General features: G+C 63.3%; 18 protein-coding genes and 1 rRNA gene. 3 read left to right on the top strand and 16 right to left on the bottom strand.

Annotation, left to right across the window (positions count from 1 at the left end):
* From D3250_RS09015 to D3250_RS08980, 8 genes are all read right to left on the bottom strand, one after another.
* Positions 1-94 (bottom strand): 16S ribosomal RNA (locus D3250_RS09015); the annotation flags it as partial.
* Between the two features lie 438 nt (positions 95-532).
* Positions 533-1,849 (bottom strand): tyrosine--tRNA ligase, encoded by a 1,317-nt coding sequence (gene tyrS / locus D3250_RS09010; RefSeq protein WP_119902986.1) that lies wholly within the window; start codon positions 1,847-1,849, stop codon positions 533-535.
* A 34-nt stretch (positions 1,850-1,883) separates the two neighbouring features.
* Positions 1,884-4,136: a HelD family protein gene (locus tag D3250_RS09005; protein ID WP_119903080.1), complete on the bottom strand. Its 2,253-nt coding sequence runs from the start codon at positions 4,134-4,136 to the stop codon at positions 1,884-1,886.
* A 180-nt stretch (positions 4,137-4,316) separates the two neighbouring features.
* A complete protein-coding gene (locus D3250_RS09000; RefSeq protein ID WP_119902985.1) occupies positions 4,317-4,982 on the bottom strand; it encodes an O-methyltransferase in 666 nt (221 codons plus the stop codon).
* Between the two features lie 49 nt (positions 4,983-5,031).
* On the bottom strand, positions 5,032-5,721 hold the full coding sequence (locus D3250_RS08995; RefSeq protein WP_438830136.1) for a DNA-3-methyladenine glycosylase: 690 nt from the start codon (positions 5,719-5,721) through the stop codon (positions 5,032-5,034).
* Entirely contained in the window at positions 5,714-6,484 is a 771-nt protein-coding gene (locus D3250_RS08990) for a lytic transglycosylase domain-containing protein (RefSeq protein WP_225973243.1), read from the bottom strand. Before D3250_RS08990 ends, D3250_RS08995 begins: the two co-directional genes overlap by 8 nt.
* Positions 6,459-7,880, bottom strand: coding sequence for an argininosuccinate lyase (argH, locus tag D3250_RS08985; protein WP_119902983.1), 1,422 nt, complete (start codon positions 7,878-7,880; stop codon positions 6,459-6,461). The genes D3250_RS08990 and argH overlap by 26 nt, the downstream gene beginning before the upstream one ends.
* A 90-nt stretch (positions 7,881-7,970) precedes the next feature.
* Positions 7,971-9,206, bottom strand: coding sequence for an argininosuccinate synthase (locus D3250_RS08980; RefSeq protein WP_119902982.1), 1,236 nt, complete (start codon positions 9,204-9,206; stop codon positions 7,971-7,973).
* Between the two features lie 235 nt (positions 9,207-9,441).
* Here D3250_RS08980 and D3250_RS08975 point away from each other — a divergent pair, with 235 nt between their 5' ends.
* Positions 9,442-9,861 (top strand): ankyrin repeat domain-containing protein, encoded by a 420-nt coding sequence (locus D3250_RS08975; RefSeq protein WP_119902981.1) that lies wholly within the window; start codon positions 9,442-9,444, stop codon positions 9,859-9,861.
* 21 nt (positions 9,862-9,882) lie between these two features.
* On the opposite strand, the gene D3250_RS08970 is transcribed toward D3250_RS08975, so the two are convergent.
* The 6 genes from D3250_RS08970 to argC form a co-directional block, all read right to left on the bottom strand.
* On the bottom strand, positions 9,883-10,380 hold the full coding sequence (locus D3250_RS08970; protein ID WP_119902980.1) for an arginine repressor: 498 nt from the start codon (positions 10,378-10,380) through the stop codon (positions 9,883-9,885).
* Positions 10,377-11,351 (bottom strand): ornithine carbamoyltransferase, encoded by a 975-nt coding sequence (argF, locus tag D3250_RS08965; RefSeq protein ID WP_119902979.1) that lies wholly within the window; start codon positions 11,349-11,351, stop codon positions 10,377-10,379. The genes D3250_RS08970 and argF overlap by 4 nt, the downstream gene beginning before the upstream one ends.
* A gap of 70 nt (positions 11,352-11,421) precedes the next feature.
* Complete coding sequence (locus D3250_RS08960; protein WP_119902978.1) at positions 11,422-12,744, bottom strand: acetylornithine transaminase; 1,323 nt, start codon at positions 12,742-12,744, stop codon at positions 11,422-11,424.
* Positions 12,741-13,682: an acetylglutamate kinase gene (gene argB, locus D3250_RS08955; RefSeq protein ID WP_119902977.1), complete on the bottom strand. Its 942-nt coding sequence runs from the start codon at positions 13,680-13,682 to the stop codon at positions 12,741-12,743. The genes D3250_RS08960 and argB overlap by 4 nt, the downstream gene beginning before the upstream one ends.
* Positions 13,679-14,860, bottom strand: a complete 1,182-nt coding sequence (argJ, locus tag D3250_RS08950; protein ID WP_119902976.1) for a bifunctional glutamate N-acetyltransferase/amino-acid acetyltransferase ArgJ — start codon at positions 14,858-14,860, stop codon at positions 13,679-13,681. The genes argB and argJ overlap by 4 nt, the downstream gene beginning before the upstream one ends.
* Positions 14,857-15,888, bottom strand: a complete 1,032-nt coding sequence (gene argC, locus D3250_RS08945; protein WP_119902975.1) for an N-acetyl-gamma-glutamyl-phosphate reductase — start codon at positions 15,886-15,888, stop codon at positions 14,857-14,859. The genes argJ and argC overlap by 4 nt, the downstream gene beginning before the upstream one ends.
* Before the next feature lie 96 nt (positions 15,889-15,984).
* Between argC and D3250_RS08940 the strand changes: the two genes are divergently transcribed.
* A complete protein-coding gene (locus D3250_RS08940) occupies positions 15,985-16,989 on the top strand; it encodes a quinone oxidoreductase family protein (protein WP_119902974.1) in 1,005 nt (334 codons plus the stop codon).
* 95 nt (positions 16,990-17,084) lie between these two features.
* Here the strand turns inward: D3250_RS08940 and pheT are convergent, their stop codons facing one another.
* Both pheT and pheS read right to left on the bottom strand, forming a co-directional pair.
* Entirely contained in the window at positions 17,085-19,625 is a 2,541-nt protein-coding gene (pheT, locus tag D3250_RS08935; protein WP_119902973.1) for a phenylalanine--tRNA ligase subunit beta, read from the bottom strand.
* Between the two features lie 5 nt (positions 19,626-19,630).
* Positions 19,631-20,686 (bottom strand): phenylalanine--tRNA ligase subunit alpha, encoded by a 1,056-nt coding sequence (gene pheS / locus D3250_RS08930; RefSeq protein ID WP_119902972.1) that lies wholly within the window; start codon positions 20,684-20,686, stop codon positions 19,631-19,633.
* A 187-nt stretch (positions 20,687-20,873) separates the two neighbouring features.
* Here pheS and D3250_RS08925 point away from each other — a divergent pair, with 187 nt between their 5' ends.
* Positions 20,874-22,253, top strand: coding sequence for an FAD-binding oxidoreductase (locus tag D3250_RS08925; protein ID WP_119902971.1), 1,380 nt, complete (start codon positions 20,874-20,876; stop codon positions 22,251-22,253).
* Positions 22,254-22,259: the final 6 nt, after the last annotated feature.

Genomic DNA, 22,259 nt, shown 5'->3' with positions numbered 1-22,259 from the left:
TCCACCAGTGCAAGCACCAGCTTCATCGTTCGACTTGCATGTGTTAAGCACGCCGCCAGCGTTCATCCTGAGCCAGGATCAAACTCTCCATCAAAAAATGAACAGTTGATCTGGCAATCCGCAGGTCCGTACACGGGGGTGCACGTCCTGCAGTTACCAAATAAATAAATAATTGGTTTTCAACAAACTTGGCACACTATTGAGTTCTCAAGCTACGAATGCTGCCGGCACCACCAAAAGAATTCTTCTGGATCGCTCCGGAGCAACTTCTCAATCTTACCGGATCCCGTTGTGGCTGTCAAACTCAGGGTTTCAACTGTGTTTGAAGCGCACCACTCGAGGACCGATTCCTTGAGGAGTAGTTTTGGGGCATTTGCCCCGATCTGTAACCCTCAGTTTCCCTCGGGCACAGGAGATTACTTTACACACACTCTGAGTGGCCGCGCAAACTGCTTTGCGGTGACCCTCACCACACCTCTCAAACGCCTCAGAAGTGCGGCGACTGACTGCACTTCTGAAGGATTTTGTGCGCTTAGGAGCGTGTCACCACAGCGAGATTCTTCTTACCGCGGCGGACTAAAAGGTACCGCCCATGCAGCCATTCTGCGTCAGACACCGGGCTCAGTGCGTCCTCAACCTTGACGTTGTTGACGTAAGCCCCACCCTGCTCGATAGCCCGGCGTGCTTCACCTCGTCCGTTGACCAGTCCGGTCTCAGTTAGCAGGGTGACTGGGGTTGCCTCCTCCCCATTGATCTGCGCCGTGGGCACCTCGGCAGCGACTGCTTGGAGGGTGGCCTCGTCAATTTCTGACACCTCTCCCTTGCCGAAGATCGCTGCAGCAGCTGCGATGACTTTGCGCGTCGATGTCTCACCGTGAACTAGTGAGGTGACATCCCATGCCAGGGCTCGCTGAGCTTCTCTCCTGAACGGCTCGTCCCTCACCGCTTGGGCCAGCTGTTCGATCTCAGCTCTCGTCTTGAAAGTGAAGACTTTCAGCCGGTCCACGACGTCAGCGTCGGCGGTGTTGAGCCAGTACTGGTAGAAGGCGTAGGGCGAGCAGAGCGCAGCGTCCAGCCAAATGGCGTTGCCTTCCGATTTGCCCAACTTGGTGCCGTCGGAGTTGGTGATCAGTGGTGTTCCCAATGCGTGGACCTGAGCGCTGGCGGCTTTGCGTACCAGCTCGGTGCCGGCGGTGAGATTTCCCCACTGGTCAGAGCCGCCGAACTGGAGGGTGCACCCATAGTCCTGGTGCAGGCGAAGGAAGTCATAACCCTGCAGAAGCTGGTAGCTGAACTCAGTGTAGGAGATCCCCTCATCTGAGTTCAAGCGCTTAGCCACGATGTCTTTCTTAATCATGGTGCCTACGCGGAAGTGCTTGCCGATGTCGCGGAGCATCTCGATGGCACCCACACCCTGCCACCAGTCGAGATTGTTCACCAACTGGGCGCCGTTGGCGCCCTCCATCGAGACATAGTGGCGAACCTGGTTCTGGAGTCGCCGCACCCAGTCACTGACAATCTCGGGAGTGTTCAGGACGCGCTCTCCTGATTCGCGAGGGTCGCCAATCAGGCCCGTGGCGCCTCCGACCAGACCCAGAGGCTTGTGTCCGGCCAACTGAATCCGGCGCATCGTCAGCAACTGCACCAGGTGCCCCAAGTGCAGAGAGGCTGCTGTGGGATCGAACCCGGCATAGTACGTCAGGGGCGGTCCTGCAAGTGCGCTCTCTAATGCGGGTGCATCTGTGGAAACATGGATGAGTCCGCGCCAGGAGAGTTCCTGGTAGATGTTCTCAAAGCTGGGGTCATTGCGCTGCTCGGCGAGCGCGGAATTCTGGCTGTTCTCGGTCACCTGAGGTAGGTTACCGCACAAGTTCAGCAGGTGCTCAGAATCCTGCGGGCAGGGCCCGGGAGGCGAGAACGCGCAGTGACTGGGTCGACCGAGTCATCGCCACATAGAGACTGCCGACTCGTCCGTCGGCCTCCTCGAGCAGGCCCGTCGGCTCCACCAGGACCACACCGTCGAACTCCAGGCCCTTTGCCTCATCCGCAGTCAAGGCCACCACGTCTTGCGCCATCGACCCGGCCCCGGAGCCTAATCGCTTTCCGAACCTCGCCCTGAGCGATTGACGCACCGCGCCGACAATAGTGGCCGGCGCAATAACAGCGATGATGCCCTCACCCAGTCGCTCGTGCTCCGCTGAGACAGCGTCCGTCGCTGCAGAGACCAAGGCTGAGTCGTCGTCGCAGTGCTCGATGATCGGGTCGTGCTCCCCATCTCGCACTGTTCGAAGTGAGGTGGTCGCCAGCCCATTAGCGGCAGCCACCTGCTCCGCCAGCTCTACGATGTTGCGCGGGGTGCGGTAATTAACGGTGAGTTCCTCCACCCGAAGACGATCCCCGGCAAATGGAGCGAAGGCATCCTCCCAGCTGCTCGCGGCCGACGGCGAGGAGCCCTGGGCGATGTCCCCCACAGCGGTGAAGGACTTCAAGGGGCAGCGGCGCATCAGGACATGCCATTGCATGGGTGAAAGTTCCTGGGCCTCATCGACCACGATATGACCGTAGGTCCACGTGCGGTCGACTCCTGCGCGTTCGGAGGGGGTCATCCGGTGACTGCCGTCAGCGTTCAGGTCAGCGACCGCCTCAGCGTCCAAGAAACCTTCGATTCCCATCTCCTCGAGCTGCGGAGTGGCGTTCTCGACGGCCTTGCGAGCGTTCTCGAGGTCTTTCTCACGCGTGTATTTCTTGCGCGCCTCATCCCGTCCGGCGGATTCGTCGAGTTCACCCAGAAGTTCCGCTGCCTCATCGAGCAGCGGAGCATCGGCAATGGTGAAGGCCCTATTCGGCTCGCGGCGCAACAACCGACGCTCAGCATCGGTGAGCTGAGGGGCAACCTCGGCCAAGTACTTCGGTTTGGAATACAGGTCTTCTAGCAGGGCCTGCGGGCTCCTCGGCATCCAGCAGAGGTTCAGCAGCACCCGCACGTCCCTGGACTGCCTGACGTCTTCGTCCAGGTAGCTGCGATCCGCGTCGTTGCCAGCGGAGCGCTGCTGGAGCACGCGCTCCGCTTTCTCCGCAATCTCTCGGATCATGACTTTCACGAATGTGGATCGAGCCTCATTGTATGGTTTGCCGGTAGCTCTTGCCCGATCAATTCCCCGCTTCACCATCTTGGGGGTGACGGTGACCTTGACGCCTTCCACCTCAACATCGCGGGGCTGCGGGATGTTTCGACGGCGGTGGGCGACCGCGTCCCCGACGATCTTGACCCAGTCCAGTCGCCCCTTGATCTCGGCGACCTGGGGGTCGGGCTCCTCCACACTGCGCACCCCCGGGTAAAGGTCCGCCAGGGAGGACATCACCACCCCGGTTTCGCCGAGGGACGGCAGGACACGTTCGATATAGGACATGAACGTGGAGTTCGGCCCCACGATGAGCACGCCTGCTGATTTGAGCCGCTCCCGGTGAGCGTAGAGCAGATAGGCCGCACGGTGCAGCGCGACTGCCGTCTTGCCGGTGCCCGGACCGCCTTGGACAACCAGCACGCCGGACCGATCGGCCCGGATGATGCCATCCTGTTCAGACTGAATCGTCGCGACGATGTCGCCCATCTGCCCGGTGCGCCGCGCCTTCAGCGCGGCAAGCAGTGCACCATCACCGTGGTTCTCTGTGCCTTCGTCCAGCACGGTGGCGTCGAGCACCTCATCTTCGAGTCCTTGCACTGAGCGGCGCTTCAGCAACAGGTGTCGGCGTCGGCGCACCCCTTGGCGGTCAAACGCAGTGGCCTGATAGAAGACTCCGGCTTCGGGAGCTCGCCAGTCGAGCATGAGCCGCTGTCTGGCCTCCGAGGTCAAGCCAAGACGCCCAATGTAGCGGGAATCGCCGTTGTCCAGATCCAGGCGGCCAAAGACCAGCCGGTCGTCGACCGCGCTGAGCTGGGCGAGCCGATCCTCATACATTGTGGCGAACGCGTCCCGTTCTGAGATGTTCTGCATGGTCCCGACTGCACCGGTGGCCCGCACCTTCGCCAGCTGCTGATGGTTCTCCTCGCGCAGCTGATCCAGGCGGCGGTATAGGGCGGCGACGTATTCGCGCTCCTGGTCGATTCCAGCGTCGATCCCAGGAAGCGCGATCATTTCACCCTGTGGATCGCGCTGGCGCCCGTTCTGGCGTGCCGCTGCTGCCTTGATCTTAGATTCACTCATCCGGTGGCGAGACTCTCCCGTTTGGGTCAAAACGATCAGTCAATACTACTCCCCCCGCGATGAAAGGGCGGCAGCGCGGGCACAAGAGTCAGCCCAGAGCGTGCACGCCGCTCATTTGCGGCGCAGTATGGTGAAGCCGTCCCAACCCTTGGAACCCACAGTCTGCAGCGCTGTGGCTGTGAGCCTGGAGTCGGATGCGATCATGTCCACCATTCGGCGGGTACCGATGATATCGGGATCATGCGAGGCGGCATCAACTACAGAGCCGCCGCGCACGGTGTTGTCAATGACGATGACACTCCCGGGCCGACTCAGCTGAACGGCCGCATCCAGGTAGTCGGGGTTGGACTTCTTGTCAGCGTCAATGAATACCAGGTCAAAGGGATCTTCATGCTGCCTGATCAGGGATTCCAGAGTCTCAGCTGCGGCACCAATCACGATGTTTACGCGCTCGGAGAGTCCGGCGCGGTCAATATTCGACTGGGCCACATCAGCGTTCGCCTGTTCGAGCTCGCAGGTCACCAGCTGCGCCCCCGGGCCCGCTGCCCGCGCCATCCAGATGGCTGAATAGCCGGCGAGCGTGCCGATCTCCAGGATGCGCACGGCCCCGGTGATCTGCACCAGCAGTCCCAGGAAAGCTCCCATGTTAGGGGTGACATCGATGCCGGGGTACAGCGTCTCACCGGAGCTCTCTCGCGCGGTCCGGAGAGCCTGATCCTCGTCCACCAGCTTCTCCGCCAGATAACTGTCCACCTCGGCCCACTGCTCTGCGCTCATGCCTCTCAGGGTAGCCCTGGGCTGGGCCGGCGGGAAGGGTTCGGCTGAGTCATTGCGGTGGCGCCGATCGCTTTCCTGGTCGGTACTGCGAGACCGTCGGGTGGGAGTCCACCCAGAACCGCCAGGGGTATTCGTTGGTGCCGCCGGCTCCCGACACTCCTACGCGCGGCCCCGTGCGCACTGAGTACGACGGCGCTTCGGGCGTGAGCGCGATACTCACCGAAGCCGGGCCAGCGCTGGGGAGGAGGTCTCGCCCAGGACCTCCAATGAGGACTTCTGTTCCGTCCATGGACAGGGTGATGCCCAGACCCTGCCCGAGCCGCCCGGGCCCGGACAGCAGTTTGGCGCCGGTGTCCTTTCCTCCACGGCGTGCCACCGCGAGTTCCCGACCATCCAGCACTTCTCCTGCGCGGATCAGAATGCCGCCAGCTTGAGCAGCTCCTGCAACAAGATTGAGACAGCGGTGGATGCCATAGCTGCGGTAGACGTAGACCTGCCTCGGAGGGCCGAACAGGGTGGCGTTCCGCGCCGTTTGACCGCGATAGGCGTGGGACCCGGGGTCCTCGCCCTGATCGCCGTAGGCCTCAACTTCGGTGAGTCTCACGGTGACCGTTCCGTCGTCTGTGGTGACGGAAAGTTCACATCCCAGCAGATGGGGTGCAACCTCCGCAGGATGCTGGTCGAACATCGTACTGAGCTCCAGGTGACTGATCATGGCGCGACCGGACTCCTCATTCATCCTTCAGATAGTGCTCTGCGTGGTGGGCAACATCGTGGGCATATTCGATGGACTGGTTGTACGCCGCGATGGCGTCGTTCCAGCCTCGGTCCTCGGTGAGATCGTCACCGCTGTCACACAGGTAAATCGCAGCGGCGAGGGCGGCGTCGTCGTACTGGTGAATGTTGGCCTGCCCAGAGAGGTTACCGTCTTGGCCGAAGGCCTCCCAGGTGGTGGGAATGAACTGCATGGGGCCCACCGCGCGGTCCCACTCGTCATCGCCGTCGAGGTCACCGTCGTCGGTGTCGGGGATTTCCATCAGGCCGTCGCTGCCATCCAGCGCCACTCCGATGATCGGAGGGTCAACCACCCCGTCCTCACCGATGCTGGAGCCGCCGAAAGCCCCGTGGAGGGACTCCACCTGGCCGATTCCGGCCAGGGTGTTCCAGCCGAGCTGACAATCTGGGTCGGTGAGCTCTGCATACGCGGCAGCACCTGCGTAGGACTCCATCGCGCGGTGCGGAATCTCAGCCCGCTCGGCGGTGCGCTTCACCCACTCAGAGTCCACCAGGTCGGTGATGGGCACCTCACCAGCCTGACCTGTCGCCTGGCTGAGGACGGGCTGTTCCTGCACCGGCGCCGGAGGAAAGCCCAACTCCGTGGGATCGGGCTCCGTCTCAGTGCTGCAGGTCCGCACAACCAACACGACGACACCTACGGCTGCTATCCCGCCGAGCAGCGGGTAGAGCCGACCGCGCCTACGCTGAGCGGTATTCTGCGACACGCTGCTTGGCTGTGGCCAGCTGGTCGGCCACCCGCGTCGGTGCGGTCCCACCGACGGCGTCCCGGGATGCGAGAGAACCCTCGACGGAGAGCACCGCCCGGACCTCCGGGGTCAGCGCGGGGTGGATGTCGATGAGCTCCTGATCGGTGAGTTCGTGCAACTCTTTGGCAGGTTCGTGCTGCTCGCAGACGCGCACGCAGGCACCGGCGGCCTCGTGCGCCACCCGAAATGGCACCCCCTGCCGCACCAGCCATTCAGCGACGTCAGTGGCAAGCGAGAATCCCTGCGGGGCGAGCTCCGCCAGCCGCTCGGGATGAAACGTCAAGGTGGCCACCATGCCAGAAACCGCAGGCAGCAGCAGCGCAAGGGTGTCTACGGCGTCGAACGCCGGTTCCTTGTCTTCCTGGAGGTCGCGGTTGTACGCCAGAGGAAGCGCTTTGAGCGTGGCCAGCAACCCGGTGAGGTTACCGATGAGTCGACCCGCCTTGCCGCGGGCAAGCTCGGCGATGTCCGGATTCTTCTTCTGGGGCATTATTGAGCTGCCCGTGGAGTAACCGTCATCAAGGGTGACGAAACCGAACTCTTTCGTAGCCCAGAGAATGACTTCTTCACTGATCCTGGAGAGGTCCACACCAATCATTGCGGTCACCCAGGTGAACTCGGCCACCAGGTCTCGAGAGGCAGTGCCGTCGATCGAATTCTCCACAGGGCCGTCGAAACCAAGCTCGGCAGCCACGTGCTCGGGATCCAGTCCGAGCGATGACCCGGCCAGCGCACCGGAGCCGTAGGGCGAATACGAGAGCCTTCGGGCCAAATCTCTCAGCCGGTCGACATCGCGCAGCAGCGGCCAGCTGTGCGCCAGCAAATGGTGCGACAGGAGGACGGGCTGCGCATGTTGCAGGTGGGTACGGCCCGGCATCGGCGCAGAAGAGTGCTGCTCAGCCTGGCTGATGAGCGCCTCGACCACATCCAACACGCCCTCGGCGATGCTTGCGGCGGCATCGCGGAGGAACATCCTCACCATGGTGGCGATCTGATCGTTGCGGGATCGACCGGCGCGCAGCTTCCCACCCAGTTCCTGACCCGCGCGCTCCAGCAGACCCCGCTCCAATGCGCCGTGGACGTCCTCATCGGAGTCCGCGGGCTGAAAGCTGCCGGATGCGACGTCGTCAGCCAGCCGACCCAATGCCGAAAGCATGGCTGCCAACTCGCCCTCTGTGAGGAGCCCCGCGCGGTGCAGGACCCGAGCATGAGCCTTCGACCCGGCGATGTCGTAGGGAGCGAGCTTCCAGTCGAAGTGTGTGGACTTGCTCAGTGCAGCCATCACATCTGCGGGCCCGGAGGAAAACCTGCCACCCCAGAGTGAACCCTGGTTCGTGCCCTGCTTCTCAGTCATTAATGTTCCCCGTTCGCCATAGTTTCTGCCCGCCAGCATAACTGTGGGGTGAGCCCTGATGAGCCCACCCCACGTGTCGTGGTGTTGGGGCTACTTCTGGACTCCGGCTCCGGAGAGGTCGGGTTTGCCGTGCAGACGCTCTTCGCGCTGAGAGGCTGTCTTGGCGGAGAGACCGTATATGTCAATGAACCCGCGAGCGCTGGACTGGTCGAAGGTGTCACCAGTGTCGTAGGTCGCGAGGTTGAAGTCGTAGAGGCTGGTCTCTGACCGGCGGCCCAGCACCGTGGCACGCCCACCATGGAGCTCCAGGCGAATGTCACCGGAGACGTATTTCTGGGTCTCGTGGATGAACGCATCCAGGTTGGCTTTCAGCGGAGAGAACCACTGACCGTCATAGACCAGCTCGGTCCAGCGCTGGTCCACAGTTTTCTTGAAACGAGCCTGCTCACGCTCCAGAGTGATGTTCTCCAGCTCCCGGTGAGCGGCGATCATGGCCATCGCCCCGGGAGCCTCGTAGATCTCGCGGGACTTGATCCCCACCAGCCGGTCCTCAACAATGTCGATCCGGCCCACGCCCTGGGCTCCAGCCCGACGATTGAGCTGTTCGATAGCTTGCAGCGCGGTGACGGTCTCACCGTCGAGCGCCACAGGCACACCCTGATCGAAGGTGATGGTCACGACGTCGGGAGCGGGCCCGAATGTTGGGTCGTCAGTGTATTCGTAGACATCTTTGGTCGGACCGTTCCAGATGTCCTCCAGGAAGCCTGTCTCCACTGCCCGGCCCCAAACATTCTGGTCAATGCTGAAGGGGTTCTTCTTGGTGGTCTCGATGGGAAGGTCGTGGGCTGTGGCGTAGTCGATCGCCTTGTCGCGAGTCAGGGCGAGGTCACGCACCGGAGCGATGCACTTCAGGTCCGGACCCAAGGTTTGGATGCTGACTTCGAAGCGGACCTGATCATTGCCTTTGCCGGTGCAACCGTGGGCAACCGTCGTCGCGCCGAACTGCTGCGCAGCCGCCACCAGATGCTTGGAGATCACCGGCCGGGAGATGGCCGAGACCAGCGGGTAGGCGTCCATGTACAGTCCATTGGCGCGCAGGGTGGGCATGCAGTACTGCTCTGCGAACTCATCACGGGCATCAGCCACATAGGCTTCCACCGCACCACAGTCCAGGGCACGCTGGCGCACAGTTTCCAGCGACTCTCCACCCTGCCCTACGTCGACTGCGACTGCGATGACTTCAGCCCCCGTCGCCTCGGCAATCCACCCGATAGCTACGGATGTGTCTAGTCCGCCCGAGTAGGCAAGAACAATACGATCGGTCACTGGTGCTCCTAGATATGAAGTCGAATCGGCTTAGCTCGCCACATAGTCTACATAAATATACATACCTATGCATACTTATCGTAGAAGTGTGAAAGCAGCACATCGCCTCTGCACCGCTCCACATCAAGAAATCACGCGGTTGTTGAGAGGTCAGGTCCCTTGAGGATGCTGATCACCCAGCAACCCCTCACGTTGTTGGGGTGAGGGCCTGGCCGTGGCCGCGTAAGCTTGTGGCATGGCTGAACACAGCGGCACCCCCGAGCTGACCGAAGAGCAGTTGGAGTTTCTCCACTCCATGCTGGACCTTGCCCGTTCAGGTAAGTCCGCGGAGCTGCTGGAGTTCATTGATCAGGGTGTACCGGTGAATCTCACCAATGCCCAAGGTGACTCGCTGCTCATTCTGGCCGCCTATAACGACCATGCGGAACTTGTGCGGGGCCTGCTCGAACGCGGGGTCGATGTGGATCGGATCAATGACCGCGGCCAGACAGCGCTCGGCTGCGCGGTCTTCCGGCAGAATCATGCCATCACCAGGGACCTGCTCGCGGCGGGGGCTGACCCGCGGAGGGGCGGGCAGAACGCCTATGCCGTGATCGATATGTTCGGGCTGGACTCAATGCGAGCCCTGCTGAAGGAGCACCCGGGGACGGCCTGAGGTGCCAGAATCAGAAACCGCTCAGCCTCTGGATTCAGCGAGCGCGGTGAAGTAGTCGGCGATCTGCTGACCACCGTCCGGCCCTTGAGCGATCACCATGATGGTGTCGTCTCCCGCGATGGTCCCCAAAATGTCCCTCGATGCGGAGTGGTCCACCGCGCTGGCCAGGAACTGTGCGGCCCCTGGTGGTGTGCGCAGGACCACGAGGTTTGCGCTGGCCTCCGCAGAGACCAACAGGTCCCGGCACAGCGAGGCCAGCTTCGCAGTGGAGGTCTCCGTGATGTCGGCCTGAAACTCGCGGTCGTGCCCCTCGGCAGGCACAGCGTAGATGAGTCCGCCGTCACCGGAGCGCACACGTGCCGCACCAATCTCCACCAAGTCACGCGAGAGAGTACCCTGGGTCACCTTGACCCCCTCGGCGGCCAGATCTCGGGCAAGCTCGGCCTGTGACTTGATCGAGGACCGGGAGATGAGCTCTCGGATCTTGGCGTGGCGAGCCGTCTTGGTCGTTGGAGTCATCGGCGCTGCACCTCACTTACCGCACGGGCGGTCTCCTCATCAGCAAGGTCGGACTCCACAAGCAGCCAGGCCATGAGGGCCTTCTGCGCGTGCAACCGATTCTCGGCCTCTTCCCACACAACAGACTGTGGCCCATCAATGACGTCAGCGGTGATCTCAGCACCTCGGAAGGCCGGCAGGCAATGAAGCACGATGGCGCCGTCGTGGGCTCGGCCCATCGCCTCCGCATTGAGCTGATAGTCACTGAAGACCCGTCGGCGCGTCCGCTCCTCCTGCTCCTGTCCCATGGAGACCCACGTATCAGTGGCGACCACATCGGCGTGGCTTAGCGCCACCGCCGCCTCTGTGGTGACAGTGACCATCCCGCCGGTGACTCTTGCCCGCTGCTTAGCGGCGCTGATGACGTGGGCGGCAGGCAGATAGCCCTCCGGGCCCGCGATCCGGACGTCCATACCTGCGTTGACTCCGGCCAGCAGATAGGAGTTCGCCATGTTGTTCGCGGCGTCACCCACGTACGCCAGGGCCTTGCCTTGCAGTGCCCCGAGGTGGTCCCGGACAGTCAACAGATCGGCCAGCAGCTGACAGGGATGGTACTCGTCGGAGAGGGAGTTGATGACGGGGACTCGCGAATACTCCGCCATCTCCTCCAGACCGGATTGGGCGTAGGTGCGCCAAATGATCAGGCTGACCTGTCTGTCGAGGACCCGCGCGGTGTCTGAGATGGACTCCTTGTGACCCAGTTGCGCTTCCCCCGGATTGAAGACCAGCGGATGCCCACCCAGCGCTGCGATCCCTGCGCTGAAGGAGACGCGGGTGCGCGTTGAGGTCTTGTCGAATATCAGCGCTGCCGTCTGCGGTCCGGTGAGCGCCTTGACTGCGTAAGGGTGATCGCGCATCCAATCGGCAAGGTCCAGCACCTGGTGCAGCTCCTCAGGGCTGAGGTCCAAGTCCGTGAGAAAATGCCTAGTCATGAGTGAATGCCTCGTTCGTGTGTCGCATGCTGAATCTCTCGCTCCAGGTTCAGGGGCCTCATATGCCGCCTCATGGACCTGAACGACCTATGTGGGACGGTGCGCTCGGCCGGTGAGCGGAGTTGCCGACCAGTGCGGCCTGCAGACGAGACAGTGCCTCATCCACCTCCGCAGGGGTGAGGTTCAGTGGTGGGGCCAGTCGCAGGGTCGTGTCCCCAGTGGCGTTGATGATGAGCCCGTGGCGCTGTCTTGCGAGATTCACAACCTGTTTGGCGGGAGCTTCCACGCCCGGTAACGGGTGCAGGTCGACTCCGATGTGCAGGCCGTACTGGCGCACCTGAGCGACCTGGGGAAGCTCGCGCAGTCCCGCAGCCAGGTGTGCACCCATGGTGCGGACGTGAGCCAGCAGACCACCAGATTCGACAGCGTGCAGAGTCGCCAGCGCGGCAGCGGTCGCCGGAGGGTTCCCACCGAAGGTGGTTCCGTGCTGCCCTGCTCCCAATAACGCACTGACCTGCTCGCCAAAGGAGACCAACGCACCTATCGGGAAGCCGGAGCCCAGCCCCTTAGCCAACGTCATCAGATCAGGAACGACGCCACTGACTGCTTGGAAGCGGAACCACTGACCGGTGCGCCCCACGCCGGTCTGGACTTCGTCAAGCACGAGCAGAGCGCCGGAGCCACGCGTGAGTTCGCGGGCCCGGACCAGGTATGAGTCCTCAAGAGCCAGCACCCCCGCTTCGCCCTGAATGGGTTCCAGGAAGATGCCTGCGACGTCGTCGTCCGCGAATGCGGCCTCCAACGCGTCGAGATCGTTGAACGGCAGAAATTCCACGCCGCTGATCAGCTCGCCGAAGGGCTCCCGGTAGGCCGGCTTATGGGTCAGCGACAGCGCTCCGACGGTTCGTCCGTGAAAACTGCCCTCGAGAGCGAGTATGCGTCGCTTGCCAGTAGTCTCGCGGTGGCGCAGCACCGCTTTCAGTGCGGCCTCATTCGCCTCGGAACCGGAGTTGGCGAAGAAAACGCTGGAGCCCGAGGGAGCCTGCGCCACACTCAGCAGTTTCTCTGCCAGGGCGATCTGCGTCGGCGAGGTGAAGAGGTTGGAAATGTGCCCCAGTGTGGCGTACTGGCCGCTGATCACCGAGGAGATCAGCGGGTGGGCATGGCCCAGCGCATTGACCGCGATACCAGCCAGCAGATCCAAGTACTCGTTTCCCTCAGCATCCCAGACCCACGCTCCGGAGCCGCGAACCAGTACCGCCTGAGGGGCGCCGAAGACCCCGGTCAGCGAACTCTGGTACCGCTCCAACAGCTCCGCGGCGGCCGGGGGGCCCGGTGGCAACTGCTCAGCGATGTCCACGGAAGTCAGCCGGGCGCCGTCATGCTCACTCATATGGTGTCCTCATCGGGAACGATCTGGGTGCCGACGCCCGCGGAGGTCACAATCTCCAGCAGCATCGAATGTGGCTGGCGTCCGTCCACAATGTGCGCCCGCGGCACCCCGGAGTCTACTGCGGTCAGGGCGGCGGCCATCTTGGGGATCATGCCCGACTCAAGGGTGGGGAGCATGGCGCGCAGGTCTGCGGCGGAAAGGGAAGAGATCAGCGACGATTTATCCGGCCAGTCGGCGTAGAGGCCTTCGACATCGGTGAGCATCACCAGTTTGGAGGCTCCGAGCGCGGAGGCCACCGCTCCGGCGGCGGCGTCGGCGTTGATGTTGAGCACCTCCCCGGTGGGGTTGCCTTCGGGGTCGAACTCCGGGGCGATGGTGGAGATCACCGGGATCCGTCCGGCATCCAAGATGTCCTGAACCGCCTCAGGGTTGACCCCCGTAACTTCCCCCACAAGCCCGAGGTCCGTCTGGACTCCCTCAATCTCCACGGTTTTCCGGCGGGCCTGGAGCAGCGCGGCGTCCTCCCCCGAGAGTCCCACAGCGTAGGGGCCGTGGGAGTTGATGAGGCCGATGAGTTCACGCGAGACCTGGCCAGTGAGCACCATGCGCACCACATCCATGGCCTCGGCAGTCGTCACCCGGTGCCCGCTGCGAAACTCAGAGACGATCCCCAAGGCATCCAACATGGCATTGATCTGCGGTCCACCGCCATGCACCACCACTGGGTCAACGCCCACATGTCGCAGGAACACGACATCCTCGGCGAAGGCTCTGCGAAGCTGATCGTTGACCATGGCGTTGCCGCCGTATTTGATGACGATGGTCGAACCGGCAAACTTCTGGATCCAGGGCAGTGCCTCAATCAGCACCTCCGCTTTCTCAGCGGCGGCGGAGAGGGTGGATTCGTCCCGTGGGAGCACGGTGGGCTTCTCGGTCATGTGGAGTAAGCGCTGTTCTCGTGGACATAGTCATGGGTGAGGTCGTTGGTGAGGATCGTCGCCTCAGAGTCTCCAGCGTTGAGGTCAATCAGCACCTGCACCAGACGGTCGGAGAGGTCGACCAGGGAACGGTCTTCACCGATTCCTCCACCTCGGCAGATCCACACGCCGTTCACGGCCACATCAACTCGATGCGGGTCGAACGCGACATCAGTGGTGCCCACCGCAGACAGGATGCGGCCCCAGTTCGGGTCCTGGCCGAAGATGGCTGTCTTGAACAGATTCGAACGCGCCACGGCTCGCGAAACCGTCTCTGCGTCCGCTTCAGAGGGTGCGGCTACCGTGCGTACTTCGATGGTGTGGGCGGCACCTTCGGCGTCATCGATGAGCTGGCGGGTCAGGTCATCGCAGACAGCGGTCACCGCATCCTTGAAGTCGCCGAGGTCGACCCCCGCCTCCTCGGCCTCAGGATGGGCTCCGGAGGCCATGGCGAGCACGGTGTCGTTGGTGGACATGCACCCATCCGAGTCCGCTCGGTTGAAGCTGACCCGGACAGCTTCGTGCAGGACGGCGTCGAGGTCCGCCTGCGCGATGACGGCGTCGGTGGTGATAACAGCGAGCATGGTCGCCATTCCGGGGGCAAGCATGCCCGCGCCCTTGGCCATCCCTCCCACGGTGAAGCGCTCGGCCTCGACGCTGGCCACCTTGTAATGCGAGTCGGTGGTCATGATTGCCTCTGCTGCGGCGACTCCACCCGCAGCGTCCGTGGTGAGCTCCTCAGCAGCCTGGTGCACGCCGGAAAGCAGTGCTTCCATGTTCAGGCGTTCGCCGATCAGGCCAGTGGAGCACACGGCGACATCAGTGGCCGAAACGTCTGAGCCGGCAGCACTGAGGATCTCTGCAAGCCGCTCGGCGGTGGCGTGCGTGTCTTGAAAACCCTCTGGACCGGTGCAGGCGTTGGCGCCGCCGGAGTTGAGGATGACCGCGTCAGCCCGGCCGTCGCTGAGCACCTGACGTGACCACAGCACAGGAGCTGCGGCGAAGCTGTTTGTGGTGAAAACCGCGGCGGCGTTCTTGGTGGGTCCGCTGTTGACCAACACAGCAACATCCCTGCCGCTGCTCTTGAGACCTGCGGTGACTCCTGCGGCGGTGAATCCGTGGGCTGCGGTGACGCTCATGGAGCTGCTCCGATCATGGTCAGGCCAGTGGTTTCGGGCAGTCCAAGGGCCAGGTTCATGGACTGGACTGCCCCACCGGCCGTGCCCTTGGTGAGGTTGTCCGATGCGGAGATCACGATCACCCGGCCCGCGCGGGTGTCCACGGCGAGCTGCAGAGTCACGTGATTGGTGCCCAGCACCTGTTTGGTGGCCGGCCACTGTCCTTCAGGCAACAGATGCACGAAGGGTTCCGGTGCATAGTGAGCTGCGTAGGCTTCGCGCAGCTGAGCCTCGGAGACCCCTGGCGCGGTTCGCGCTGTGGAGGTAGCCAGGATCCCCCGGGGCATCGGCGCCAAAGTGGGTGTGAATGAGACCTGCACGGGCTGGCCGGCGACCCAGCTCAGCCCCTGTTCGATCTCCGGGGTGTGACGGTGGCCTCCCCCGACCCCGTAGGGGCTCATCCCACCCATCACTTCGCTGCCCAGCAGATGCGGCTTCAGAGACTTACCGGCCCCCGAGGTGCCCGTGGCAGCAACGACGACGACGTCGTCGGGCTCCACGAGACCCGCCGCGAAAGCCGGCGCCAAGCCCAGCAGAATGGTGGTCGGATAGCAGCCGGGCACCGCGATGCGGCGAGACGCCGCGAGCTCCTCCCGCTGCCCGGGCAGCTCGGGCAGGCCATAGGGCCAGGTCCCCTGGTGGGTCGATGCGTAGAAGCGCTCCCAATCCGCAGCCGATTCCAACCGGTGGTCAGCCGCAGCGTCGATCACCAGCACATCATCGCCCAACTGCGCCGCCAGCTCACCGGAAGCGCCGTGCGGCAGAGCAAGAAAGACCACATCGTGCCCGGCCAGGTTCGCGGCGGTGGTCTCGGTGAGCAGTCGGTCTGCCAGTGGATGCAGGTGCGGCTGCAGCTCCCCCAGACGCTGGCCCGCGTTGGAGTGCGCTGTCACCGCACCTATCTCGATCTCGGGGTGGTCGGCGAGGAGACGCAGCACCTCCCCGCCGGCGTATCCGGAAGCGCCTGAAACCGCGGCTGTGAAACTCATGCAACTCATCCTATGCGGTTTTATGCAGAGTTACCAATATTTATGCAACAGGCTCTCGCGTTCCGCTGAAGAGCAACGCTCCGGTACCCTCGTGGGATGAGTGAACCGACAATGTTCGAAGAAGACCTTCCAGATGCCGCCACAGTGACTCGCGCCCGGGAGGCAGGCGGCTCCGACGTCCTAGAGACCGTGGAGGTGCCCGCCCCGGCACCGGGACCGGGACAGCTGTTGGTGAAGACCGCCGCGGCGGGGGTGAACTTCATTGAGACATACCAGCGATCAGGGGTCTACCCGGTGAATTATCCCTTTGTTCCCGGGGCGGAGGGCTCTGGCGAAGTCGTGGCCATGGGTGAGAACGTCGAAGGTTTCAACACTGGGCAGAGGATCGCCACCGCAGAAGGGTCCGGGACGTACTCCACGCACTTTCTGGTAGACGCAGCCAAAGCCGTACTAGTGCCGGACGATGTGTCCGATCAGCAGGCAGCGGCCCTGCCACTGCAAGGCGTAACAGCTCACTACCTGATCAACTCCACCTACCGAGTGGCCCCCGGACAGACTGTGCTCACCCACGCTGGCGCAGGCGGCGTGGGTCAGATACTCACCCAGCTGCTCAAGGCCCGAGGTGCCCGCGTGATCACCACGACTTCCACCCCGGACAAGGCGAAGATTGCTGAAGCCGCCGGCGCCGACTATGTGCTGGAGTACCAGGGCTTCGCCGAGAAGGTTCGCGACATCACCAACGGTGAGGGTGTCTCCGTGGTCTATGACGGTGTCGGCAAGGATACATTCCTCGGCTCGCTAGACTCACTGGCGGTCCGCGGTACTATGGTCCTCTTCGGCGGGGCCTCCGGGCAGGTTCCGCCCTACGACCTGCAGGACCTCAACAAGCGCGGCGGGCTCTACATCACCCGGCCGTCAGTTCCCTGGTACCTGCGCAATGCGGAAGAACGCACCTGGCGGTTCACCGAGCTCTTCGGTGCCCTGACGTCCGGGGATCTGAAGCTCGAGATCGGCGGCACCTACCCATTGGCTGAGGCTGGCCGCGCCCACGATGATCTTGAAGGGCGCCGGACCACGGGCAAGCTGCTCTTGGTCCCGTAACCACTTCCGATTGTCAGGGGGTTATTGGGATATCAGCATGCTTTAGGCAAGTGAGATCCCAGTAACCCCTGACTTCCGCTGCGACACTTCAGTGCTCAGCCGCGCTGCTGGGCTCCGTGCCGATCGCTGGCCAAATCCACCGCACCGGTGCGGGCCGCAGAGGCCTCCTCCGCGGTCAGCGTCCGGTCAGCGGCGCGGAACCGGAGCGCGAACGCCATGGACTTCTTGCCCTCTTCGATGCCCTCGCCTGAGTAGATGTCGAAGAGTTGGACGTGCTCCAGCAGCTCCCCAGCGCCCTCCATCAGAGTTTGGCGCAACTCCCCAGCAGTGACTGGCTGCTCCACGACCAGTGCGACGTCCTGGGTGGTCGGCGGGAATGTGGAAAGCGGCTGAGCGATGGTCTGGCCCACGGCGGCATCGATGAGGGTTCCCACGTTCAGCTCCATAACACTGGTGCGCGCCGGAAGATCCTGTTCCTCGACAATCTTCGGATGCAGCTCACCTGCGTGACCAATCGGCTCACCCTTCAAGAGTAGGTGCGCGGTGCGACCCGGGTGGAACGCCTGATGCGTCCCCTGAACGATCTCTATCTCTACTCCAAGCAGCCGAGCGACCTTGCGCGCTGCCTCCACTGCGTCCGCCCAATCGCGTGCACGGCCAGGCTGCCCGATGATCTCACCGGGCTCCCGACCTGCCACCGCCACCGCCAGGTGATGCGGCTGGTGAGGAATACCAGCCTGTAGCTGCGCCACCACCTCATCGCCGGGATAGAAGCCCAGACCGGGGATCTCTCGGCTGCCCAGCCCCTCGTCGGGCAGGAAAACCGAGCCCGCCTCGAATAGCGCCACATCGTTGAAACCGCGGGAGACGTTGCGGCGCAGGGCATCGAGAATGCCGGGCAGCAGGGTGGTTCGCAGCGTGGGAAACTGGCTGGCGATAGGGTTTGCCAGCCGCACCATCGGCAGCACATCCGTCTCATCCGCGCGCCCAAAGAGCTGGTTGGCCTCCTCGGAGTAGAAAGGGTAAGTCAGCACCTCGGTGTACCCGGCAGCCGCCAGTCCAGTGAACACGGTACGACGACGCTGCTGCGCCTCCGTGAGTCCCCGACCGGCAGGTGCCACAGGCAGTCTGGAGGGGATGGTGTCATAACCGACCAGCCGCGCGATCTCCTCGACCAGGGACTCTGGGATAGTCAGGTCCGGGCGCCAGCTGGGGGGCGTGGCCCTCAGCATCCCGGTCTCCTGAGCCTCGATGGAGCAGCCCACGTCGGTCAGCGTCTCGGTGACCTGTTGGACACCGAACGGCACGCCGACGATCCGCTCCGGCAGGGTCGGATCCAGGGATATGGGCGCCGGAGTGAGGGGATTCCCGACCTGCGTGACCTCTCCGGTCTCGGCACCACCGGCAAGCTGGATCAGCAAATCCACAGCACGCTGAGCAGCGACCGCCGGCAACAGAGGGTCGACACCGCGTTCGTTGCGCTTGGCTGCCTCGGAGGGAAGTTTGTGCCTCCGCCGTGTCCGGCTGACCGTGATGGGATCGAAGTGCGCGGACTCGATCAGCACCGTCGATGTCTGCGCTGTCACCTCCGTGCTGGCCCCACCCATGACCCCCGCAAGGCCGATGGCGCCGCTGCCGTCGGCTATCACCAAGTCTTCAGTGTTGAGAGTCCGCTGTTTGTCGTCAAGGGTGGTCAGCGTTTCCCCCGGCGCAGCTCTGCGCACCTCGATAGCACCGGTGAGCTTCTCAGCATCGTAGAAATGCAGGGGCTGACCGAGCTCCCACATGACGTAGTTGGAGATGTCCACGGCGATGCTGATGGGTCGAAGTCCCGCCAGTCGCAAGCGAGCGGCCATCCACGGTGGGGTCGGCGCTGCGGCGTCGACTCCTGTCACTGTCCGAGCCACGAAGCTGTCGCAACCTGGGGTGTCGTAGATCGGGGCCTCGTCCTTGAGGACCACTGGATGGCCCGCCCGGGCACGAGCCGGCAGGGTGACCAGCTCCGCCGGATCCGTGAATGCGGTTCCGGTGGCGTGGCTGTACTCCCGGGCCACGCCACGAATGGAGAAGGCATAACCGCGGTCCGGTGTCACGTTGATCTCCGCGGCCGAGTCACTGAGCCCCAGCAGGTCCAGAGCGTCAGCTCCTGGCTCGGGGTCCAGTCCCAGTGTGCTCAGCACGAGGATCCCAGCGTGGTCCTCACCAATCCCCAGCTCCTTGACGGAGGCGATCATCCCCGCCGAGACGTGACCATAAGTCTTGCGAGCTGCAATGCGGAAGTCACCGGGCAGCACGGCTCCGGGGAGGGTCACGACCACTTTGTCGCCGACCTCGAAGTTGTGTGCTCCACAGACCACACCCTGCACACCGGAGGGATCGATTCCTTCTCCCGTCAGGGTCTGTGACTGGCCCTCAGGCACCACTCGAACCCGGCACCAGTTGATGGTCTTGCCGTTGCTTTGGGGCTCGGGGTGCTTCTCCAACACCTCACCCACCACGATCGGCCCCGACAGTTCGCCGGTGTGCACCTCTTCCTCTTCCAGACCTACGCGGACCAAATCAGCCATCAGGTCCTCAGCCGTTCCGTCGGCCGGAAACTGGGTGTACTCACGAATCCAAGACAGGGGAATACGCACGCCGCTCAGACCTCCATTCCGAATTGGGCGCTGAAGCGAACATCGCCCTCGATCATGTCGCGCATATCTGGCACATCGTTGCGGAACATCAAAGTCCGCTCCACGCCCATTCCGAAGGCAAAGCCGGTGTACTCAGGGTCCTTGATTCCGGCCGCAGCGAGGACGTTGGGGTTGATCATCCCGCATCCTCCCCATTCGATCCACTGGGGACCGCCCTTCGCTCCAGGGTGCCATACGTCCATCTCCGCTGAGGGCTCGGTGAACGGGAAGTAGCTGGGGCGCAGACGAATGGCAGCCTCGGGACCGAACATCTGCCGGGCAAAGTGCTCCAAGGTTCCCTTGAGGTCAGCCATGGTCAGGCCCCTGTCCACGGCCAGCCCCTCAAACTGGTGGAAAGCTGGCAGGTGGGTGGCGTCCAACTCATCTGTACGGAACACTTTGCCCGGCGCCAGCACATACACCGGCAGCGTTCGGTCCAGCAGCGCCCTGATCTGCACCGGGGAGGTGTGAGTGCGCAGCACAAGGTGAGCCTCGGCGGGCTCCACGAAGAAGGTGTCCTGCATTTCACGTGCGGGGTGATCGGGGGCGAAGTTCAGCGCATCGAAGTTGAACCACTCCGACTCCAGTTCCGGTCCTTCGGCTACCTCCCAGCCCATGGCTGTGAAGACGTCCACCACTTTTTCCTGCAACCGGGTGATGGGATGACGGGATCCCAACGGACGACGAGGCGGCGCAGCGGTGATATCCACCGCCTCCTCCACCAGCATCTTGGCTGCGTGCTCCGCTTCCAGCACCTCGGTGCGGAGACCGAGTGCCTTCTGAATTCGGCCGCGGGCCGTACCAAGGAGTTTGCCGGCCTCTTTCTTCTGATTCTTGTCCAGGTCCTTGATCTGACGGTTGGCAAGCACAATCGGCGACTTGTCCCCCGTGTGGGCAAGCCGGGCAGCTTTCAGCTCCTCAATGGTTTCGGCCTCATCGAACGCGGCGATGGCCTGATTGACACACTGCTCGACGGCGGTTTCGTCGAGGGGGTGAGGTACAGGGGCGTGCTCGTCGGCCATTGTGCTCCGTGGTTCCGTCAGACTCGGGGTGAAAAGATCCTCAGACAGTTTATGCCCATGAAGTCCGGTATGCAGACTCGGTGACGTTGTGACACAGGGCACGGTGGTACCTTTCGTAAACACCACGTCAGCAACCCGGTCGCGGGCCACACCGCTGTCACCAATACCTGAGCGAGGAGTCTCCGATATGTCGTGTGAAGAACTAGTTTCCGCACTCCCCGAAGGCCGTGTGATCACGGAGCCGGCCACTATGGAGAGCTACCGTTGGGACCGCGCATACGACCCAGACGCCGGGACTCCGCTCGCCGTGGTCCGTGCAGAGTCCACCTCAGATGTTCAGACCGTGGTGCGGTACGCCGCCGAACGCGGCATTGCGGTAGTGCCCCGCGGGGCCGGCTCGGGGCTCTCCGGGGGGTCGACCGCGGTCGAAGGCGGGATTGTGCTGTCTATGGAGCGGATGAGGGAGATCACTGTCGACCCGTTGACGCGGACCGCCGTGGTGCAGCCCGGCGCCTTCAACTCTGAAGTAAAGGCTGCTGCTGCCGAGCACGGCCTGTGGTACCCGCCGGACCCTTCCTCCTACGACTTCTGCTCCATCGGAGGAAATATCGCCACTAATGCCGGCGGCCTGTGCTGTGTGAAGTATGGGGTGACCACAGACTATGTCCTCGGTCTGAACGTAGTGCTGGCTGACGGACGTTCGGTGGCACTGGGCGGACCTCGCCTGAAGGACGTGGCCGGGCTTGACCTCACGAAACTGTTCATCGGCTCGGAGGGCACGCTGGGCGTGGTGACCGAGATTACCCTCCGACTGATTCCCGCACAACGGCCTCCAACCACTCTGGTGGCCACGTTCAAGTCACTCGATGCGTCCACCGAGGCAATCCTTGCGATCTCATCCTCCATGCGGCCATCCATGCTGGAGTTCATGGACCGCCCCACCATCAATGCAGTCGAAGATGCCACCCGGATGGGGTTAGACCGAGACGCTGCGGCCATGCTGGTCGTGCAGTCCGACGAACCAGCCGAGTTTGCAGCCAAGGAGATCGCCCAGATCGAGGCCCTCTGTCAGGAGCATCAGGCCGACGAAGTCTTTTCGACCACTGATCCTGACGAGGGTGAAGCCTTTGTGGTGGCCCGCCGGATGGCGATACCGGCCGTGGAGCAGAAGGGCTCCCTGCTGCTGGAAGACGTGGGAGTACCGCTTCCGAAGTTGGGCGACCTAGTGCGTGGAATTGAGCAGATCGCTCAACGGCGCGACATCGTCATCGCGGTGATCGCCCACGCCGGGGACGGCAACACCCACCCCCTGCTGGTCTTCGACCCAGCCGATCTCGACCAGAAGGAACGCGCGCACATCGCCTACGGCGAGGTGATGGACCTTGCTGTGGAGCTGGGGGGTACCATCACGGGAGAACACGGGGTCGGTCGCCTCAAGCGGCCGTGGCTGGCAGGGTATATCGGCGAGGATGCTCTGGACCTCAACCACCGCATCAAAATGGCTTTGGACCCGCAGAACGTCCTGAACCCCGGCGCGGTCCTCGACCCCGCCGTGCTGAAGTCCTGAAGGAGA

The sequence above is a fragment of the Nesterenkonia natronophila genome (assembly GCF_003595215.1).
Classification (GTDB): domain Bacteria; phylum Actinomycetota; class Actinomycetes; order Actinomycetales; family Micrococcaceae; genus Nesterenkonia; species Nesterenkonia natronophila.
Note: the sequence above shows the minus strand (reverse complement) of the source record. Positions and strands in the feature narration are given on the sequence as shown.

Bases quoted from the DNA above. Each gene is read 5' to 3' on its own strand.
- D3250_RS09005 (WP_119903080.1), bottom strand. From the start codon at position 4,136: ATGATCGCGCTTCCTGGGATCGACGCTGGAATCGACCAGGAGCGCGAA.
- D3250_RS09000 (WP_119902985.1), bottom strand. From the start codon at position 4,982: ATGAGCGCAGAGCAGTGGGCCGAGGTGGACAGTTATCTGGCGGAGAAG.
- D3250_RS08995 (WP_438830136.1), bottom strand. From the start codon at position 5,721: ATGAATGAGGAGTCCGGTCGCGCCATGATCAGTCACCTGGAGCTCAGT.
- argH (WP_119902983.1), bottom strand. From the start codon at position 7,880: ATGACTGAGAAGCAGGGCACGAACCAGGGTTCACTCTGGGGTGGCAGG.
- D3250_RS08975 (WP_119902981.1), top strand. From the start codon at position 9,442: ATGGCTGAACACAGCGGCACCCCCGAGCTGACCGAAGAGCAGTTGGAG.
- D3250_RS08970 (WP_119902980.1), bottom strand. From the start codon at position 10,380: ATGACTCCAACGACCAAGACGGCTCGCCACGCCAAGATCCGAGAGCTC.
- argF (WP_119902979.1), bottom strand. From the start codon at position 11,351: ATGACTAGGCATTTTCTCACGGACTTGGACCTCAGCCCTGAGGAGCTG.
- D3250_RS08960 (WP_119902978.1), bottom strand. From the start codon at position 12,744: ATGAGTGAGCATGACGGCGCCCGGCTGACTTCCGTGGACATCGCTGAG.
- argB (WP_119902977.1), bottom strand. From the start codon at position 13,682: ATGACCGAGAAGCCCACCGTGCTCCCACGGGACGAATCCACCCTCTCC.
- argJ (WP_119902976.1), bottom strand. From the start codon at position 14,860: ATGAGCGTCACCGCAGCCCACGGATTCACCGCCGCAGGAGTCACCGCA.
- argC (WP_119902975.1), bottom strand. From the start codon at position 15,888: ATGAGTTTCACAGCCGCGGTTTCAGGCGCTTCCGGATACGCCGGCGGG.
- D3250_RS08940 (WP_119902974.1), top strand. From the start codon at position 15,985: ATGAGTGAACCGACAATGTTCGAAGAAGACCTTCCAGATGCCGCCACA.
- pheS (WP_119902972.1), bottom strand. From the start codon at position 20,686: ATGGCCGACGAGCACGCCCCTGTACCTCACCCCCTCGACGAAACCGCC.
- D3250_RS08925 (WP_119902971.1), top strand. From the start codon at position 20,874: ATGTCGTGTGAAGAACTAGTTTCCGCACTCCCCGAAGGCCGTGTGATC.